This is a genomic window from Acinetobacter sp. YH1901134 (assembly GCF_013416965.1).
GTDB lineage: Bacteria > Pseudomonadota > Gammaproteobacteria > Pseudomonadales > Moraxellaceae > Acinetobacter > Acinetobacter amyesii.
This window is the reverse complement of record NZ_VPEW01000001.1, coordinates 54,331-74,475: the sequence shown is the minus strand read 5'-3', so window position 1 is coordinate 74,475 and position 20,145 is coordinate 54,331. Positions and strand designations below refer to the sequence as shown.

Annotated in this window: 16 protein-coding genes; 7 read left to right on the top strand and 9 right to left on the bottom strand. The window is 41.5% G+C overall.

The features are described from left to right. Positions 1 to 100: 100 nt before the first annotated feature. Complete coding sequence (gene acnD, locus FTV50_RS00330) at positions 101 to 2,719, bottom strand: Fe/S-dependent 2-methylisocitrate dehydratase AcnD (RefSeq protein WP_180023124.1); 2,619 nt, start codon at positions 2,717 to 2,719, stop codon at positions 101 to 103. A 591-nt stretch (positions 2,720 to 3,310) separates the two neighbouring features. On the opposite strand from acnD, the gene FTV50_RS00325 reads away from it, so the two are divergent. The 3 genes from FTV50_RS00325 (at position 3,311) to FTV50_RS00315 (ending at position 6,918) form a co-directional block, all read left to right on the top strand. Continuing rightward, complete coding sequence (locus FTV50_RS00325) at positions 3,311 to 5,410, top strand: multicopper oxidase family protein (RefSeq protein WP_180023123.1); 2,100 nt, start codon at positions 3,311 to 3,313, stop codon at positions 5,408 to 5,410. 117 nt (positions 5,411 to 5,527) lie between these two features. Beyond that, a complete protein-coding gene (locus FTV50_RS00320) occupies positions 5,528 to 6,259 on the top strand; it encodes a folate-binding protein YgfZ (RefSeq protein ID WP_257223835.1) in 732 nt (243 codons plus the stop codon). A gap of 137 nt (positions 6,260 to 6,396) precedes the next feature. Continuing rightward, positions 6,397 to 6,918: a hypothetical protein gene (locus FTV50_RS00315; RefSeq protein WP_078191139.1), complete on the top strand. Its 522-nt coding sequence runs from the start codon at positions 6,397 to 6,399 to the stop codon at positions 6,916 to 6,918. A gap of 21 nt (positions 6,919 to 6,939) precedes the next feature. Here FTV50_RS00315 and FTV50_RS00310 read toward each other — a convergent pair whose 3' ends face one another. Together FTV50_RS00310 and FTV50_RS00305 are read right to left on the bottom strand one after the other, a co-directional pair. Further along, the gene (locus tag FTV50_RS00310; RefSeq protein WP_180023253.1) at positions 6,940 to 8,208 is read right to left on the bottom strand and encodes a sorbosone dehydrogenase family protein; all 1,269 of its coding nucleotides are present in this window, start codon (positions 8,206 to 8,208) and stop codon (positions 6,940 to 6,942) included. Between the two features lie 207 nt (positions 8,209 to 8,415). Further along, entirely contained in the window at positions 8,416 to 8,661 is a 246-nt protein-coding gene (locus tag FTV50_RS00305) for a hypothetical protein (RefSeq protein WP_078191141.1), read from the bottom strand. 249 nt (positions 8,662 to 8,910) lie between these two features. On the opposite strand from FTV50_RS00305, the gene FTV50_RS00300 reads away from it, so the two are divergent. Continuing rightward, positions 8,911 to 9,717 (top strand): tetratricopeptide repeat protein, encoded by an 807-nt coding sequence (locus FTV50_RS00300; RefSeq protein ID WP_180023122.1) that lies wholly within the window; start codon positions 8,911 to 8,913, stop codon positions 9,715 to 9,717. A 73-nt stretch (positions 9,718 to 9,790) separates the two neighbouring features. On the opposite strand, the gene FTV50_RS00295 is transcribed toward FTV50_RS00300, so the two are convergent. The 4 genes from FTV50_RS00295 to FTV50_RS00280 form a co-directional block, all read right to left on the bottom strand. Continuing rightward, positions 9,791 to 10,720 (bottom strand): AEC family transporter, encoded by a 930-nt coding sequence (locus FTV50_RS00295; protein WP_180023121.1) that lies wholly within the window; start codon positions 10,718 to 10,720, stop codon positions 9,791 to 9,793. Between the two features lie 81 nt (positions 10,721 to 10,801). Next, positions 10,802 to 11,917, bottom strand: coding sequence for an NADH:flavin oxidoreductase/NADH oxidase (locus tag FTV50_RS00290; RefSeq protein WP_180023120.1), 1,116 nt, complete (start codon positions 11,915 to 11,917; stop codon positions 10,802 to 10,804). 12 nt (positions 11,918 to 11,929) lie between these two features. Continuing rightward, positions 11,930 to 14,071, bottom strand: a complete 2,142-nt coding sequence (locus tag FTV50_RS00285; RefSeq protein ID WP_180023119.1) for a TonB-dependent receptor — start codon at positions 14,069 to 14,071, stop codon at positions 11,930 to 11,932. Positions 14,072 to 14,089: 18 nt separating this feature from the next. Continuing rightward, positions 14,090 to 15,352 carry a carbohydrate porin gene (locus tag FTV50_RS00280; RefSeq protein WP_180023118.1) on the bottom strand — a complete coding sequence of 421 codons (1,263 nt, stop codon included), beginning with the start codon at positions 15,350 to 15,352 and terminating at the stop codon, positions 14,090 to 14,092. Positions 15,353 to 15,741: 389 nt separating this feature from the next. Here FTV50_RS00280 and mutM point away from each other — a divergent pair, with 389 nt between their 5' ends. The 3 genes from mutM to FTV50_RS00265 all read left to right on the top strand — a co-directional run bounded on the left by mutM (position 15,742) and on the right by FTV50_RS00265 (position 17,443). Next, positions 15,742 to 16,596, top strand: a complete 855-nt coding sequence (gene mutM / locus FTV50_RS00275; RefSeq protein WP_180023117.1) for a bifunctional DNA-formamidopyrimidine glycosylase/DNA-(apurinic or apyrimidinic site) lyase — start codon at positions 15,742 to 15,744, stop codon at positions 16,594 to 16,596. Continuing rightward, positions 16,593 to 16,871, top strand: coding sequence for a peptidylprolyl isomerase (locus FTV50_RS00270; RefSeq protein ID WP_078192338.1), 279 nt, complete (start codon positions 16,593 to 16,595; stop codon positions 16,869 to 16,871). Before mutM ends, FTV50_RS00270 begins: the two co-directional genes overlap by 4 nt. Positions 16,872 to 17,068: 197 nt before the next feature. Next, positions 17,069 to 17,443: a hypothetical protein gene (locus tag FTV50_RS00265; protein WP_005007840.1), complete on the top strand. Its 375-nt coding sequence runs from the start codon at positions 17,069 to 17,071 to the stop codon at positions 17,441 to 17,443. Positions 17,444 to 17,481: 38 nt separating this feature from the next. Here FTV50_RS00265 and mscL read toward each other — a convergent pair whose 3' ends face one another. Together mscL and typA are read right to left on the bottom strand one after the other, a co-directional pair. Next, positions 17,482 to 17,913 carry a large conductance mechanosensitive channel protein MscL gene (gene mscL, locus FTV50_RS00260; RefSeq protein ID WP_078192339.1) on the bottom strand — a complete coding sequence of 144 codons (432 nt, stop codon included), beginning with the start codon at positions 17,911 to 17,913 and terminating at the stop codon, positions 17,482 to 17,484. A gap of 291 nt (positions 17,914 to 18,204) precedes the next feature. Next, entirely contained in the window at positions 18,205 to 20,040 is a 1,836-nt protein-coding gene (gene typA / locus FTV50_RS00255) for a translational GTPase TypA (RefSeq protein ID WP_078192340.1), read from the bottom strand. Positions 20,041 to 20,145 lie beyond the last annotated feature (105 nt).

Genomic DNA, 20,145 nt, shown 5'->3' with positions numbered 1-20,145 from the left:
CCACATAAATGTAGGGTCTTTTTTAAACAATATCAATAACTTTAATCTCCCCTAACCCCTCTTTATAAAAGAGGGGCTGGGGTGGATTTAAAGAATTACATTAAGCCACATTCCCTTCCAAAAAGTCCTGTGCAAAGCGCTGCAACACACCACCCGCTTCATACACATGAACTTCTTCTTCAGTATCCAAACGGCAAGTCACAGGCACTTTAATGATTTCATTTTTGCCATCAGTCGTAGAACGTTCAATCACTAAAGTTAAATCAGAACGCGGTGCAATATTACCAATCACGCTATAAAGCTCAGTACCATCCAGCTTCAAAGTTTTACGGTCAGTCCCTGCTTTAAACTCAAGCGGTAACACGCCCATACCGACCAAGTTAGTACGGTGAATACGCTCAAAACCTTCTGCCACAATTACTTCTACACCCGCAAGGCGCACACCTTTGGCAGCCCAGTCACGGCTCGAACCTTGACCGTAGTCCTTACCTGCAATGATGATCAGCGGCTGCTTACGGTTCATATAAGTTTCAATCGCTTCCCACATACGCATCACTTCGCCTTCAGGCTCTACACGCGCTTTTGAACCTTGCTTGATCGTACCGTCAGAGCGAACCACCATTTCATTGAACAATTTCGGGTTGGCAAATGTTGCACGCTGTGCCGTCAAATGGTCACCACGGTGGGTTGCGTATGAGTTAAAGTCTTCTTCTGGCACGCCCATTTTATGCAGGTACTCACCCGCAGCCGAATCCATCATGATCGCATTCGATGGCGATAAATGGTCTGTGGTGATGTTGTCAGGCAGAATCGCAAGCGGACGCATATTCGCAAGTGTACGCGGTGCAGCCAAAGCCCCTTCCCAATACGGCGGACGGCGGATATAAGTACTTTGCGGACGCCAGTCGTATAGTGGGCTTGCCGCTTTTTCACGCTCACCCAGGTCAAACATTGGGATATACACTTTCTTAAACTGTTCAGGCTTCACCGCTTCTTTTACCAACGCATCAATTTCAGCATCAGACGGCCAAATGTCTTTTAAGTAAATTGGATTACCGTCTTTGTCATTGCCGAGTGAATCAGTTTCGATATCAAAACGAATCGTCCCTGCAATGGCATACGCCACAACGAGTGGAGGCGAAGCCAAGAACGCTTGTTTTGCATAAGGATGGATACGGCCGTCAAAGTTACGGTTACCTGAAAGTACCGCAGTTGCGTACAAATCACGATCAATAATTTCTTGTTGAATTTTTGGATCTAAAGCACCTGACATACCATTACACGTGGTACATGCATATGCCACGATACCAAAACCCAGCTTTTCTAAATCACCGAGTACACCTGCTTCTTCTAGGTATAAAGCTGCTGCTTTAGAACCTGGTGCAAATGATGATTTCACCCAAGGTTTACGCACAAGTCCTAACTCATTAGCTTTACGTGCAAGTAAGCCTGCTGCCACGGTATTACGTGGGTTAGAAGTGTTTGTACATGAGGTGATTGCTGCAATGATGATTGCGCCATCAGGCATTAAACCTTCAGCTTCCTGAGCTTTAGCCGCTTCTAAGTTACCTGCAATGCCTTTCGCTTTTAAGTCAGCCGTTGATACACGTGCATGTGGATTCGATGGACCTGCAATATTACGAGTGACTTGTGATAAATCAAAACGTAGTACACGCGGGTATTCTGCCGCTGTCATATCCGACGCCCAAAGACCAATTTCTTTGGCATAGGTTTCAACCAATTTCACTTGATCCGCTTCACGGCCTGTCAATGTCAGGTAATCAATGGTGTTTTGGTCAATGTAGAACATCGCAGCCGTTGCACCATATTCAGGGGTCATATTCGAGATCGTTGCACGGTCACCTACAGACATGCTGTCTGCACCTTCACCGAAGAACTCTAAATAAGCACCAACCACACGTTCTTTACGCAAGAATTCAGTTAAAGCCAATACGATGTCAGTTGCGGTGATGCCTGCTTTACGCTGACCGACAAGCTCTACACCAATGATGTCTGGCAGACGCATCCAAGATGCTCGGCCAAGCATCACATTTTCAGCTTCGAGTCCTCCGACACCAACAGAAATTACACCCAATGCATCAGTATGCGGCGTATGTGAGTCTGTACCCACGCAGGTATCAGGAAATGCCAGACCATCACGGTTTTGAATCACTGGAGACATTTTCTCCAAGTTGATTTGATGCATGATACCGTTACCCGCAGGGATCACATCGACATTTTCAAATGCTGTTTTGGTCCATTCAATGAAATGGAAACGGTCTTCGTTACGACGGTCTTCAATCGCGCGGTTTTTCTCAAATGCATCAGGATCAAAACCGCCAAACTCTACAGCTAGAGAATGGTCAACAATCAGCTGCGTTGGAACAACAGGATTGACTTTTGACGGGTCGCCACCTTGGTCAGCAATCGCATCACGCAAGCCTGCAAGGTCAACCAATGCGGTTTGGCCGAGGATGTCATGGCACACCACACGTGCAGGGTACCAAGGGAAATCGTGGTCTTGTTTGCGGTTAATCAGTTCTTTTAAAGACTGTTCTAAGATTGCAGGGTCGCATTTACGAACCAACTGCTCTGCAAGGACTTTAGATGTATATGGGAGTTTTGCGTATGCGCCTGGCTGAATATCTTCTACGGCTTGGCGTACATCGAAGTATTCTAGCTGGGTGCCTTGCAGCGGTTTACGGTAGTTGTTGTTCATAGCGTTCCTGCCCTCGGTCTTTCATTTTTTTGCGTTGTCTTTTTCATAGACAATTCATCTTTGTTCGATAGGCATACTACACTGCCGAAAACCCATTTCCCAAATCTCATATATTTCATAGAGTTAAATATAAAAACAGGGGTTTTTGAAATATTTAGTTACACTAACTTTGGAATATTCGCTCTAAATGTGAATTTTTTTGAAAAATAGCTGCAAATCTGCCTCATTCTTTAGTCTAAGGAAAATTGCACTGCATAATATTTAATCTAAATATCAACCAAATTGATTAAAAATCAGTCTTATCAATTTTAGTATTTAATAATCAAGGCATTAAATTATTTTATTAGCTCATTGTGCCTCAAAGTCATAATGTGAATCAAAACACGGTTTTATTATTTATTTTATCTTAATTCTCAATTTATCCCTATTTGCAGGGATAGCGTCGAATCACCCCTCTCTCAGATAATAAAAGCACGACATACAAGCACAGTAATTCACTGTATTCGCCAAAATAATCACAATATTTACAAAACCTTAGCTAAATAAATCTGCGATTACTGTTCTACCGTCATTATGCTTTGGGGAAAGATCATGACAAAATTTAAAACCATCATTGGGGCTGGCTGCCTCTTAAGCTGTCTCAGCTTCATTGCCTGTGGCGACAACGACCAATCGACAACAGATTCGACGATTCAAGAAGAGGAAGTAGACTCACCGACTGTCGTCTCGAATCCACCACGTTTGAAAGCCAATGCACAAGGTGAACATGAACTGCTGATAGCGTATAAACGCCAAGCCTTATACGACCCTGAAACCGGTGAAAATGACCTATTACAGGTCAGAGGCTATCTGACTAAACCTGAACTATGGAACTCGAAAAATAGCGATGGCAGTGTCTCTGATGTACTGGTCGGCCCACAAATTCGTGCGAAACAAGGTGACAATTTAAAAATTCATCTGGTCAATCACCTCCCTGTTGAATCGACGGAGACCTGTCCAAGTCCAGTGACCAATATTAACCAAGGGAACTGTTTTAACACCACAAATTTACATACACATGGTCTTTGGGTTAGCCCGCAAGGAAATAGTGACAACGTATTTTTGAGCTTAAAACCTCAGCAAGATTTTCATTACGAATTTAAGATCGAACCGAATCATCCTGCGGGAACATTTTGGTATCACTCGCATGTGCATGGTTCAACCGCGATTCAGGTCTCAAGTGGCATGGCTGGCCCTTTGATTATTGAGGGAGAGCGGAAACCTGTCATTCGTCAGGGGCAAATTCAGCAGACTGGAGATTTGGACATCTTATGGAAAAATCAAAAAACCCAGCAGTATGACCATGAAAAAATCATGCTGTTCCAGCAGATTCAATACAATGAAGATTGCGACAGCAATTTAAGCCAAGTGAATGGTACACCCTGCATCTATAGCTTAGAAGATTATTCAAAACTCGATATACCAACCTCATGGGCGGATGAAAATCGTTTTACCAGTATCAATGGCAAAATGTTTGGTGAAATTAAGGTGGATCAGAACCAATACCACCGCTGGCGCATGATTCACGGCGGTATCCGTGACACCATTGCTTTGACCATCAAAGAACTACCTGATTCTGCGCTCTTTACCGCAGAGCAAACCCTGAGCGAATGTCAAAAGTATCAAAGCAAGTCGATGTCTTCACAGTTTAAAACGCTGAAAACATTACCGTTGTATACCCATGCACAAGACGGCTTGACCATGGGAAAAATCCAAAAGCAAGGGGTTGAAATTTTTCAACCGGGTTATCGCTTTGATGCCATGCTCTCCTTCCCGACCACCAATAAATACTGTGTATACGATGCCAAGCTGAATCTGGAAGATGAAATTAATGCGCCTGAATCAAGTCCATTACTTCGTCGCGCACCAGAAGAAAAACTCAATACACAGCTCCTCGGTTGGGTCAATGTGCAAGCAACTCAACTACCGCAGCAAACGCCGTTTAACTTCTTAAAAAGTCAGGCCACCCAACTAAAACTGGCACCAGAAGTGATTGCACAGCTCGAACAGGGTGATTTATCAGCCTTTATCTCGCATGCGAGTTTAATGACTGCTGAAGTCGATGAAATGCTCAAAACGATGGCGAAGCAAATCACCAACTTTGACATTCTGTTCAATACAGATGGCAGCTTTAAATTTGGTATTCGTCATGCCGAAGAAGGTACCTTGATCAGCTTTGGCGATGCCTACCATGATGAAGACCATACCCACCATAGCTATGTCCGCAAGCTTCCAATCGGGCAAACTCAAGAGTGGGAGTTAAGCAGTAATGTTGCCAGTCATCCCTTCCATATTCATGTCAATCCATTCCAAGTCGTGAAAATATTGAATGAAAATGGTGTCGATGTCAGTGCGATCGGCAGCTCAGATAAAGATGGTGCAGGAAATATTGACTCGCAATATCATGGAATGAAAGGCGTTTGGAAAGATACGCTCTTCGTCAAACAGGGCTATAAAATCTTTGTACGCAGTAAATACGAAAAATTTGAAGGCGACTTTGTGCTGCACTGCCATATTTTAGACCATGAAGATCAAGGCATGATGGAAACCGTGCGTATTTGTGGCGATCAATATGATTGTAATAGTGAACCGCCTTCACATCATTCCACTATGGATATGACTGCAAGCGATATGCCGACACACAATCACTAAGACAGATCTCTGCTGTACAAAAGCCCATATCAATATGGGCTTTTTGTTTGCCTAACACTGCGGCTTGCTGCAAAATAACATGATTAATGATATCTAAAATTTATACTGAGGCTGGTCATGACAACGTCTATGGCATTCACATCTTTTTCTCTCAACGGTGTCGATGCACAAAAATTTTTACAAGGGCAAGTGACTTTGCATGTTGAACGCCTTGAAGAAAATGCAACACGTTATACCGCAATCTGCGACCTCAAAGGCCGTATTCATTTTGGTTTATGGCTCACCAAACACAGTGCTGAAAGTTTTTCTATTGTCACTACAGCAGATCAAGCCGAAGAATTTGCCAAACATATTAAAAAATATGGTGCATTTTCTAAGATGAAACTTGAAGAAACTGGTACAGTTTTTCCAAGTTTAGTCGGTGATGACACGACTTTTGCTTCAGCGCCGACGGATATTGCAGCATGGGAAGTTCAAGCCATTCAAGCGGGTCAGGCCTATATTGACCAAGCGATTGAACATGTGTTCCAACCGCAAGAGTTACGTCTACATCAGCGTGAAGGCGTCCACTATGACAAAGGCTGTTATTTGGGTCAGGAAGTGATTGCACGTTTATGGTTTAAAGCCAAACCGAAAGCTTGGTTGCATGCGATTTCAGGTACAGGCGCTGCTCCTGCACAAGGCGAACAGCTGAATAAAGGCGTACAAGTCGTCAATAGCGCGGCTGTAGATAATGGTTATGTAGCATTGGTTGTTGCTCGTCCAGAAGCTTTAGAAGAGTTAGATGTAACTGTTTTAGCCTTGCCTGAAGCTTTGAATGGTGATGTGGCACGTCCGCAGTCAGCTTAAATAAATTCAGAAGATAGCTACATTTAGCTATCTTCTTTTATAATAAATCTAAGTTTTAAATTTTAAAATTCATCATGTTAATTTGACTATTTTTAAACTAAAATGCACTCCGAATTTTAACAATAAACTATATAACGATGCATCAGACACAATTTCAAGACCCAAAGCACAAGATCATTGCCCTTTATTACGGAATTTTTGCCCTTCTAGGCATGGTCATACTCGGCAATCAATTGCTTTCAATTCAGCTATCTCTACTTGTTTTGATTATTATTCTTGTACTGTATGCCCAACTCTTTTTCATGCTAATGGGCGCTATCAAATATTGGAAAAGAGATGTTCTAGGCTTGAAAATACTGTTTTGGATCAGCTTAAGCCTTGTCCCGATTATTATCACACCCTTAGTCATTTACTATCCAAAAGTAACAACTGGCTTTTTTCTCTTTATGCAAAGCTCTTTTGGCTTCAGTAGCACAGGCTTCGAGTTTCATGTTGCCTACGACACCCAACTCACCCTCTTAAATACATCTTTTTGGGGAATTGGAATCAATCTTATTGAATTTTTTCTATGGTTACGCTTTAAGAATATTGCAGCAAATAATCATATTTCGATTGCCCATTTCAAGAATGAAGACTTAGAACTGAAACGCTATGATTAGCCATTTTTGACCGTATATAAACTAGAATTCGGACATCAGGTCTGACCATCTAAATCTTCTGACCATCCCTAAGCACTCAAAGCCAAAGCCTAAAAACTTTGGCTTTTTATCACTCATTTTTTCCCTCACATAATAAATCACCCCTGCCCGATCATCCGAAAAATAAAAAGATTTTTTATCGATCTTATAAATATCTGCAGGCCGCCCAATTACCGTTTTACCGAATAAAAAACCATCCATAAAGGTTTCAAGTTTTTGTCCTTTACGCATCATTGCAATTTGATAGCCATGACCAATCGCCTCATCGGTAGAGCCATGCAAGGCTACTAAAAATGCATTTTTAATGGCGGTATCAGTATGGGGGTCATCAAAATAATCAAAACCCAATGCAGATGAATGCGAAGGGAAATAAGTATAGGGCGATGGAACATTTTTACAGCCAGATGCACGTTTAAATTTAGGATCCGCTAATACTTTGCCCTGCCATGAATAACATGCGGGCCAGCCATAATCGGCATCCCGCTTTAACGCATAAAAAGTTTCATCAGGCTTTTTACTTCCCAAATGATCAGAACCTTGATTGGTCGCAAATAGAAATCTACCGATCCATTTTAATCCAACTGCATTACGCAAACCTGTCGCATAAATCCGTTGCTCTGAACCATCAGGATTCATCTCGATGACGGATGCTCGCACTTTTTCTTTTTCTACACAGGCGTTACAACTCGAGCCAACCGACACATAGATTTTTCCATTTCCACCGATAGCAATCGTCCGCGTCAGATGCCAACCACCGTATTTATAACTCAAACCATAATCTGGAAATGTCGCTAAAACTTCAGCCTTACTCGAAGGCTGAGTTTCTCCTCTACTAAATTTTTGCCGTGTCAGTTGGTCCGTTTCCGCCAAATAGAGCCAATCCTGTCCTTGAGCATCGGGATAAAACTGAACTGAATTTGGATTTCTCAAACCGGTCAGATAAGGAATGATTTTGCCAAATTTACCGGTGTCAGCATTCCAATCATCCAATATATATACAGTACCTTTTTTATTATCTGTTAGGTCATACATATCCGTGACAAGCATTCTGCGATCAGGCGCTTGCGAAAAAAAGCGTACCCGTTTGAGACCTTCAGCAGCAGGAATGATCTCGAAATTTGCAGGCAAATTTAATGAAAACTGCTTGCCATTTTTTAAATGGATTGGATGAGGTACAAGCTTGGGTTGTTGAGCCCAACTGGTCATTGAACAAACGAAACTAAGGATCAAGATGGCATTTATTTTTATCATATTTAAATACATCTCAATGAATCATGTATATCTGTATTCATCATAGATGTCTTGTATCTATTTTATTCAATTTATATTTTTAGAAAATATTATACTTTTGAAAATAAAGGATTTTTAAATCACATACGCTGTTACAGTACACAACAAACAAAAATAAGGAGGAAATTTATTCCCCCTCACTTCTTCGTTTTTAAATCATGATTTTAATCAAAATCCATGAAACAACTTATTCATGTCTTTGCATACATATTCTTTAAAATGATAGGCGCGCGCATGTTTGGCATCAAATTTAGCTTCTAAATCGCCTTTTTTGAAAATATAAACACGATCCTCTTTACTAACTAAAAACTCTGCGCCCAGTTTCATCAAAAGCGCATCGATTTTATCTTCATCTGCAATCGATTCATCTGCATTAATTTTATCGTAATTGCGTTTAATGCCTTTAATAAACATCGCGCTGCCTCTGAGAAAATAACAATGCGCGATTAAATCAGAGTCCTGCTTTTTTGCAAAGGCTTTTGATGCAATAAAGTCATGGCATTTAAAGCGCTAAGGGCAATCAACATTATTTTATAAAAACGCTTTAAATCACAATTCCTCACTTTACATTTACGTAAATCTACCTATGATGTAAAAACCGACAAAAATAACCACCAAAACACATAAACGGAATTATGTGTATGATTTACAAAAGGTTTTAAGATGAAAAAAATCCTACTCGCAAGCATTTTGGCAATGAGCGCTCAATTCGCTTTTGCTGAAACCAAAACAGATGCCGTCGATCCTGAATTTGCTAAAGTGGAAGCTATGGTCAAGGCCAAAGATATGAATGGCGCCTACCAAACACTGAGCAAGCTTGCAGCAAAAGGTAATGCTCAGGCTATTTATAATTTGGGCTATCTTACTCAAACAGGTCAAGGCGTAGCGAAGGATGAGAAAAAAGCCATCCAACTCTATGAACAGGCTGCAGCCAAAGGGTACCCAGTTGCAAACTATGTTTTAGGTAAAAATTATGCAACGGGCACACTGGGCTTAAAACAAGATACCAACAAGGCCAAACAATATTTAGAACGCGCATCTTCGGCAGGGTTTGACGATGCCTCCATCGACTATGCCATTTTACTTTTTGCAGAAAATAAACCTGAGTCAGATAAATTGGCACTCAGCAAACTTGATCCGCTGATTAAAAAAGGCAATTACCCTGCGATTCATGCCAAAGCGCTTTATGACATCAGTGCTGGCTTTAAAGCTAAAAATGAAAAGCCTATTCAGCAAGGTCTGAATAGCATTCAAGAATTAGCAAAAAAAGGCTATGTCCCTGCATTGATGGCGGTGGGCAATATGTTTGTAAATGGCAATATCATCCCGCAAAATTTGCCTGAAGCTAAAAAAATATTTAGCGCTTTAGCCAAAGAAAATATTCCACAAGCCAAAGAATCTTTAGCAACCGTGGATAAAATGATTGCTGAACAAGCCAAAGCGCCAAAAGCCAATGCGAAAAAGAGTTAATTGAGCATTAAAAAAAGCCCTGCACATGCAGGGCTTTTTTCATGGGTTTAAGCAAATCTTGAGCTGATCAAAATCACGCCCACCACAAACTGATTAATACACCTGTTACGACAAAGCCCAAGATGGTACTCATCAATAAAGGCGTTAAGGTCTTTTCATTTAAGTCATAAACTTGTCCTAGCATGGCAAAAATCGTCGGCATCGGTAATGCGGCAATAATCGTCCCTGCATATAACATCTCTTGGCTGACATCGGTCAAATAGCGTAAGCCTAAATAAGTCAGTAAAGGCATCACCAAGTTGCTTGAAATCACCAAATAGAAGCTCTGAGCATTCATATACTTTAAGCTCATACCGACAATCCCACCACCAATTGCAAACAGCGCCAGTGGTGAAGCCGTTTGACCTAACATCGCCAGTACATCATTGATTTGATGAGGCAAACGGATTTGGAAAATTGCAAACCCAATCCCTAGCATTACCCCTGCAAAGAGTGGATTTTTTAACAGGGTCATTAAGGTATTTTTGATGATGTCGCCAATATTGGCTTTTTGCTGTGAACTTCCTAAATGTGCAAGGACCAGCACCGTTGGAATCAGTAGCATACTTTCAATAATGACGATCAGTGAGGTATAGGTCATCGCATTTTGACCGACCAACAAGCTTAGGACTGCTGTACCAATTAAACCTGTATTTGACATGCCAGCGCCTAGTGACAGTACCGCTGTTTGCGACATTTTATTTTTAAAATGTGTCGACAATAACCAATAGGCCATGCCATACAACAAAAATGTGACTCCGGTATAAACAAAGAAATAGCCGGGATACCAAATTTGATGCAAATCTTTAGAAGCTAATGACTGAAAAAACAAAGCCGGCAGTGCAATTTTAATCACAAATGCACCAATGGTTCCAACTTGTTCTTTGCTCAATAAACTGCATTTTACCGACAGATATCCCAAGGCCAAAAGAAAAAAGATTGGACCAATCACCTCAAAGACCATACGAAATATCCTGTGTAATAGACTCTTCTATCCACACCCTCAACCTGAGAGTGTAGATCGGACCGCTATAAATTTTGATAATTAGAAAGCCGTAAATTGACTTCTTTGTGCATGCGGCTGACAGCGTAAGTACTGCGGAGAAATTTTTAGATTTTCACCGAGTTCAGCAGCAGCATGCCATGGCCAACGCGGGTCATATTGAATTGCACGAGCAAGACCAATCGCATCTGCCATGCCATATTGTAAGATGCCTTCGGCTTGCATTGCTTCGGTAATTAAACCCACAGCAATTACGGGAACCTGAACGGCTTGCTTAATGGCTTCAGCAAAAGGCACTTGATAACTGGCTTGTAATTGAATTTTTTGCGCAACATCTAAGCCGCCACTAGAAACATGAATATAGGCTGTTCCTAGTTGTGCAAGCGCTTTTGACAAGCCAACAGCCGAGTCTAGATCCCAACTCGGTGCTTCAGTATATTCCATCCAGTCGGTTGCGGAAATACGTATCCCAATTGGATAATCTTCAGGAACGGCATTTTTCATGGCTTGGAACACTTCAAGCGTCAACCGAATGCGATTTTCCAGACTGCCACCATATTCATCGCTACGATGATTCGACAATGGTGACATAAATTGATGCAGCAAATAACCATGTGCAGCATGTAGCTCAATTAAGTCAAAGCCTGCATCTACCGCGCGTTTTGCTGAATCGGCAAAGTCTTGAATGATCTGCTGGATTTCATCTCGGCTTAAAGCATGGGGGGCATGATCTGTGGCATTAAAGGGCAAATCACTTGCTGAAACAGTTTGCCATCCTTGAGGGTGATTTGGAGGTAATTGTCCACGTCCTGCCCACGGTTTATCTGTCGATGCCTTACGACCCGCATGTGCCAGCTGTATTGCAAAAGGCATAGGTGAAAGTGATTTCACCTTGGCCAATAGTGCCTTCATCTGTGCGCGTTGCATATCATTCCAAAGGCCGAGGTCTGCATAGCTAATGCGCCCCTCTGCCTGTACAGCTGTTGCCTCGACGATACAAAGTCCGGCACCTGACAAGGCATAATTCGCCCATTGTTGCTCATGCCAATAGCTTAACTCCCCTTGCTCATTGGCTGAATATTGACACATGGGTGCAATCACGATTCGATTACTCAGCCCCAATGTTCCAAACTGAATTGGTTGAAATAACAACGCCACATCACTCTCCTTTTAGAAGGCTTTGGTCACACTTAATCCTGCACTCCAATTCACCCCATCCGCGGGTTCAAAGAAGCGTCCGTTTCCATCATTGACGATCACTGAACCGACATAGTTTTCATCAAACAAATTATCTGCACGTACATAGGTTTTAACTTTCCAATCTGCTTGTTTCCATACATAACCTGCGTTGGCAGAAACCACGGTATAGCTCGACGCAGCATCACTGTTGGCATCATCGACATAGACTTTATCCATATAGCGCACATCTAGGCCGGCATTAAAGCCAATATCTGGCTGCCAATTCAGTGCGGCAAACGCTTGGTTTTTGGCAATACCCGGAATTTTCGCACCCGATCTAATAGATGACGCTTTAGGTTTCGCTGGATCTGTAGGATTCGGTATTTCTGGAACAAAAGCATCAAATGTGGCATCGATATAACTGTAACTTGCTTGCGCACTTAAATCTCGCCATAGCTGTTTATTCCACGAAAGCTCAACACCTTCACGTAAGGTTTTATCGGCATTTCTATAGGTTGCACGCCCTTCCTCTGTCCCAGCAGAAACGATGTCATCTTGAGTTTTGCTTTGGAACACCGCTGCCGTGAAATTACCCCATGCATTTTGTGATTTAAGCCCAAGCTCGTAGTTATCGCTACTGGCCGGTTTTAAATCAAAATTCATGCCGTCATCTTTAGAATAGGCCATTTCTGTAAAGGTGGGTGTTTCAAAACCCTTGGCATAACTGACATAGGCATTCAGTTGAGGCGCAATATTCCAAGTTAATGCTGCTGAAGGTAAAACTTTGTCATAGTCAGTTTTACCGCTGTCATCCTTATTTAAACCCACGACATATTTATCGTCAGATTCATAATGAACATTGCTATATCGTAGCCCTGTATCTAAAGTCCAATTGGGTAAAAAATTCCACGAAGCTTGGACATAGGGGTCTAAATTCCACAAGGTGTTATTTTCATTTCGACGAATATTGCCTTTCTTGCCAAAATTTCCATTGGCATCAAAATTTTCATAGCCCTTACGGTCTTCATCCATATAATCAAAGGCAAGGCCTGCAGTAAAACGCGTATTCTGCAAGAGGTCTTTGCCTGTCCAGCGAATATCTGTTCCATAATAATCACGGCTAAAATCAATCACACCACCTGCATGGCGCGCATTATTTTGTGGATTTTTGGGGATGGACTGATACTGCACCACATCACGTTGCCCCATATATACCATTGCATTAAGTTCATGCTGATCATTCAATGGTTTTTTCCACGTCAACCCAGTTTGAGTTTGGCTAATTTCCTTACGTACATCATAAGTATTATTGGCATCATTAACTTGTTTCGGATTTTGACGCAATTGCTCCCGATTCAGACCTTGTGGATCATCGGCATTGATATCCACATGATTCACAATCCAATTGACCTTGGAACCATCATCCAGATCCCAAGTCAGTTTTGCATTGCTGAGTACCTTATTTGCAGCACTATGATCACGGTAACCATCAGTTTCAAAATAAGAAGAACTGACAACATAGCTAGGCTCATTGGCCCGTTCTGAGCCACCTTGCAGCACAATATCAGCACGACTTTTATGATGACTGCCGCCCGAATAGCCGAGTTCGATAGAGTCTTTTCCAGTACCTTGCTTGGTTGTTGTTAAGATTGCCCCACCCGAAGAATTACCGTATAAAGAGGAAAATGGCCCACCCAATACCTCGATATGATTTAAGCTACTCATATCGATATTTGATGTCTGTCCCTGACCATCCGGCATGGTCGCAGGGATTCCATCAACATATAAACGGATACCACGCACACCAAATGTTGAACGTGCGCCAAAGCCTCGCATAGACAGTTGCAAGTCTTGTGCATAGTTTTCACGGTTATTCAGTTGTAGTCCGGGCACACCTTTTAAGGTTTCAGACAGATTCACACCCGTATTGTTATTATTTTCAGCCTGCTGTACCCGGTATACCGATGCCGGTGTTTTTAACCATGTGGTATTGGTTCGTGGTGCTTCAATGGTAATCTCAGGAAGTAAAACAGGTTCCGTAGAACCTGTTTCTGCATACAACTGTTGGCTAATACATGCCGTCAGGCAAAGTAAATGTGTCTTAAATGATGTGACGTTAAATTTACTTTGCATAGAGCACCTATTTTGACATTAGAATATTACCTTAGAGCTTAAACCAATTAGGAAAGCATCATCAACCCGATTTGTTGAGCCTGGGTTAATCACATATTGTAAACTTGGGCGAATCATCAACCATTTCGTAGGGTTATGGCTATAGTTCAACTCGACATTATATTCTGCGCTTGCATCAAATTTTTCAGCAGAAAGTCGATCATTGACATGCACACGGTTCACGCCCAAGCCAACCATATCGTTAGGCAAACGATCGGCCAATCCAATGTATTTCAAACCTAGCTGCTGTGAGTTATCAACTTTTGTGGTGACACGATCATGCCAAGTAAAATTGGCAAAGCTATGCAAACCACGTTTGCCTTCACCTGTAGACGTTAACTGTTGCTCAATCGCGACCCAACCACCAAAGGTACGATCTTCTGCTTCGCCCGAAATAATGTCTTTTTGATTTTTGACATTATCTGCGGTGTTGTACATCGCACCAAAGCGGTAGCTCCCCGGTAAGCCATTGACCAATGATTTTGGTGTCCAAACCAATTCTACGGGAATAGTTACGCCATCAGCATGATCTGTATCTAGACTCCAACCTTGACCTTCTGCTTTGGCATTACCATTGTCAGGGTTAAATTCGTAAACACCGACTTGTGCCGCAAGTTCTGGCGTTGCTTGGTATTTCACACGTCCACCCCATTGTGAAACTGGAGTATTCATCCACATAGAACCTTGCCATTTACCCATTTGCGCTGCACAAAATGCGGTGCTGGCAAAGTCACATGCCATCACGTTAAAGTCCATACCTAGACCTAAACGACCTGCTTTTACACTAATGCCTTGTTCTTTGAAATTCTTTTCAATCGAAAGCTCGGTTAAGCGGCTGTCTTGGTTACCACGGCCAAAATTGGCTTGTGCATTTGCCAATTGAGGAACATCCCCTTGCAAATCACGAACTGAGGTACTTTGACCTTGACGAGCAGTCATTACAGCACGCACAGTCACGCCATCCCAACCTGCGAGTTTTTCCATATCAAGCTGTGTACCTAACCACAATTGGCTGGCTACCGTTGCTGAATGTCCCGGATTACGACCGCCATCGGCAAGATAGGCAGCATCAGCAGCAATATTGGCCTCAAACTTCACACCTTGTTGTGCAAGTTCGGTACGTTTACCATCCCAATCCCCGAGCATGTACTGACCTTTAGTGTCGAATGCTTCTGCGGCGTGAACATGTGTCATGGCTGCTGCAATAAACGCAGGTAGAAGAGCTAGACTGTATTTTTTCATGGTAAAACCTAAATCTGGAGAGAGTCTCTAGACAAGCCACAAGGCTTGAAATCTAATGTCACAAAAATTACATAATTTTTCACGTTCTATCTCAGCATTATTTTTATCATTCACAAAACTTTAATTTATCAATAAGTGACTTTAAATAAATCTATTGTTATGCAATATTTTTAGTGATTATTTTTCAATATCTTATATATCTATTAATTTAATTGTTTAACTTCTGATCGCTTATTCAGACTCATTATTGTGACTTGTTGGTTTATTATTCTCACAATTAATAATCAATAACCTATTCATGCACTCCCTTAGGCCGCGATGAAACTTGCATTCTGTAGGGCTAGGCCCAATAGTATGCATAACTTGAATGATCCATTGCTTCGACCTTTATGCCTGAATTACCAGAAGTAGAAACCACTAAAACCAGTTTATTGCCATTATTGAATGAAAAGGTTCTCAAAGTTGAGGTTTTTCAGTCGAGCCTGCGTTGGCCTATTCCTGACGACATTCAAAAACTCGTCGGTCAAAAGCTGCTTCAGCTCAGCCGTCGATCAAAATATATTTTGGCTGAATTTGAACATGACTGCATGCTGTGGCATTTGGGCATGTCTGGCAGTTTTCGGATTTGTGAAGGTGATGAAGCATTGCGAAAGCATGATCATCTGGTGATTCATTTTGAAGATATGCAATTACGCTATCACGATCCACGACGTTTTGGCTGTATTTTATGGTTAGATGCATCGTCTCAAAGCAAACTGATTGACACGCTTGGCCCTGAACCGCTGAGTGATGACTTTAATGCTGAATACTTATTCCAAAAATTTAAAAATAAGCAGACCAGTATCAAAGTATCGATCATGGACAATCATATTGTGGTTGGTGTCGGCAATATCTATGCAACGGAAAGCTTATTTAACTTAGGCATACACCCTGCGCAGCCTGCATCAAGTTTGAGTTTTGAACAAGTTGAAAAAATGGTCATCGAAATCAAACGTATTTTAAAACAGGCAATTGATTTAGGCGGTTCGACGTTACGTGATTACACCAATGCGATGGGCGAAAATGGTTATTTCCAACAAACTCTGCTCGCCTACGGACGTGCCGGTGAAATGTGCATCAACTGTGAAACCATCTTGCACAATATCAAACTAGGGCAACGTGCATCGGTGTTTTGCCCAGAGTGTCAGCCTTTAAAAAAGGTTAAAATGCTGACTAAGAAAACCGTGAAAGGAAATAAAGCATGAAGTCTGCGATTGTTCGCCACATATTAGTCAAAGATAAAGAACTATGTGAGCAACTGAAAAAGAAAATCAAAGGCGGTGCGGACTTTGCCAAAATTGCAAAGCAGCATTCGACATGCCCTTCGGGTAAAAAAGGCGGTGAGCTTGGCGACATTAAAAAAGGCCAACTGGTTGGTCCAATTGATAAGGCGGTATTTACCCTACCCGAACGTGAACTGCATGGTCCGATCAAAAGCCAATTTGGCTGGCATTTATTAGAAATTAAGTTTCGGATGTAACATAGCACCCACATTGAACATGCTATAACGAGTATATCGCGAATATGTGCTTTTCATCTTAAAGCACATAATCCCAGTATTTTTTTCAATCGTTCAGAACATTGGCTGGCGGTTTTCAATCATATAATATAAATCATAGCAACCAGATAACATTGCACTAAATCAATTCTACTTAATAATAAATAAAGGACATTCCATTGGGCTATTACAACTATTTTCGTCTTGGCACTGTCGATACAACAGATTTTACAATCATTCGAGGTGAACGAAAGCATGCACTTATCCAAGCATTATATGATGATCAAGATATGAACCCTCATGGTGAAGTCCAGTTGGCACTAGATTTAGATGGGAATCGTAACGATGAATCAAAATGGTATGATGCGATACAGCAAATTAGCAAATTATCCAAAAATCACCCTTTAGTCTTATTTATATTAGGTCAACAAGCCTGCGCACCCGAATCACCTGAAGAAGCAAATGAAGTATTTACAGGCATTCGAAATGGCATTGTTTTTTCGACATCAGAACCTAAGTTTATGAAAATGACGCCTCAACAAAATTCACAATAAAAAACGGCGCTTTAAGCGCCGTTTTCACTGCTAAAGGATTAACCTTTACGTTTTAATTCATCACGAATTTCACGAAGTAATTCGATATCTTCTGGAGTCGCCTCTGGAGCTGGCTCTTCAACTTTTTGACGGCGCAATTTGTTCATCAATTTCACTAACCAGAATACGACCCATGCCAAAAGCAAGAAGTTGATTAAGATGGTTAGGAAGTTACCGTAAGCCAAAACATTAAGGCCTGCATCCTGTGCTGCTTTTAGCGTGGTTAAATTGTTTGGGTTATCGCCCAATACTAAGAACCAATTTGAATAATCAACGTCACCACCAAGGATCCAAGAAATAAAAGGCATGATAATGTCTTTTACCATTGAATCGATGATTTTACCGAAAGCACCACCAATGATGACACCTACAGCCAAGTCCATCACGTTGCCTTTTACGGCAAATTCTCTAAATTCTTGAATAATACTCATGTGATCTCCAGAAATTTTTTTCAGCTTTAATTTTGTGACGAAGTATACATTATATCTATATAACTATTTCCAGCTAATTTACTTGGTTTATATTAGATTCTAAATACCATGTATAAAAATTCACACAAAACATTTTTGATTTTGGTAATACATTCTATTAAAAAGGATTTATCAAAATTATGCATGTCGAATTAAATGAATAAAGTCATTCAACTTTTGCATTTTTATTCAAAACGCCCATGCATAAAAAAACCGCTAACCTAAGTCAGCGGTTTTTTTGAAACTGTAAAATTAAACGTTACGGTTACGTTTACGTTCGTTTTCAGTCAACCAGCGTTTACGGATACGGATTGACTTAGGCGTTACTTCAACTAATTCGTCGTCTTCAATAAATTCAAGCGCTTGTTCAAGCGTAAATTCAATGTGCGGAACGAGAGTCAACGCATCATCAGTACCAGAAGCACGTACGTTAGTTAACTGTTTCGCTTTAGTTGGGTTAACAGTCATGTCGTCTGAACGTGAGTTAATACCAACGATCATACCTTCATAAACTTCTAACTGAGGTTTAGCGAATAGACGGCCACGGTCTTGTAAGCTGAATAGTGCATAGCCCAAGCAAGTACCTTGAACCATAGAAATCAACACACCGTTTTGACGTTTCGCCACAGTACCTTGTTTCATAGGACCGTAGTGCGAGAAGCTTGAAGTCATGATACCTGTACCTGAAGTCATAGTTAAGAATTCAGAACGGAAACCAATCAAACCACGTGAAGGAACTGTTGCTTCAATACGGATACGGCCTTTACCGTCAACTTCCATATTGGTCATTTCACCTTTACGGTGACCCATTTGTTCCATTACAGCGCCTTGGTGCTGCTCTTCAACGTCAAACGTTACGTTTTCGTATGGCTCTTGTTTTTCACCATCAATTTCTTTGATGATTACTTGTGGACGTGATACGCCCATTTCGAAGCCTTCACGACGCATGTTTTCAATAAGAACTGAAAGGTGAAGCTCACCACGACCAGATACTTTGAAACGGTCAGGACTGTCAGTATCTTCAACACGTAATGCTACATTGTGAATCAATTCGCGATCTAGACGTTCACGGATATTACGTGAAGTTACGAATTTACCTTCTTTACCAGCAAACGGTGAGTTGTTTACTTGGAAAGTCATCGATACTGTAGGTTCGTCTACAGAAAGTGCAGGTAAAGCTTCAACTGCTTTTGGATCACAGATTGTGTCAGAGATATGAAGTTCATCAATACCCGTTACACAAACGATGTCACCAGCAGAAGCTGATTCAACATCGATACGCTCTAAACCATGGTAACCCATGATTTTTAAGATACGACCGTTACGTGTTTTACCGTCTTTGTCGATTACAGTTACAGGAGTGTTTAATTTCACTGAACCACGTTGAATACGACCAACACCGATAACACCTACGAAGCTGTTATAGTCAAGTGAAGACACTTGCATTTGGAATGGACCGTCAACGTCAACCGCTGGTGGTTCAACGATGTCTACAATTGTTTCGAACAATGGAGTCATGTCTTCAGCAAGTTCTTCTGGAGAAGGACCAGCCACACCACGAAGACCTGAAGCATATACAACTGGGAAGTCTAACTGTTCGTCAGAACCACCAAGGTTGTCGAACAAATCGAACACTTGGTCAATTACCCAATCTGGACGAGCGTTTGGCTTGTCGACTTTGTTAATAATTACGATTGGTTTCAAACCACGTGCGAACGCTTTTTGCGTTACAAAACGAGTTTGTGGCATTGGGCCTTCTTGAGAGTCAACAAGAAGAAGTACGCAGTCAACCATTGACATTACACGTTCTACTTCACCACCGAAGTCGGCGTGTCCCGGGGTATCCACGATATTGATACGGTATTCAGTGTTAGTACGCTTGTCTAACCATTTGATTGCAGTGTTTTTTGCAAGAATGGTAATACCACGTTCACTTTCAATAGCGCCAGAATCCATTACACGTTCGATCTCGCCTGCGCGATCGCCAAGAGCACCTGATTGCTGTAAAAGTTTGTCTACAAGAGTAGTTTTACCATGGTCGACGTGCGCGATGATGGCAATGTTACGGAGAGTTTTAATATCTGACATGTGAATTCGATACGCCTAAAGTTTGAGGGCAAATTATACAGAAAAAATATAGATTTTAGTAGTGACAGTTTATTGACAATCGCATTTTTTTTGACGACTGGTACG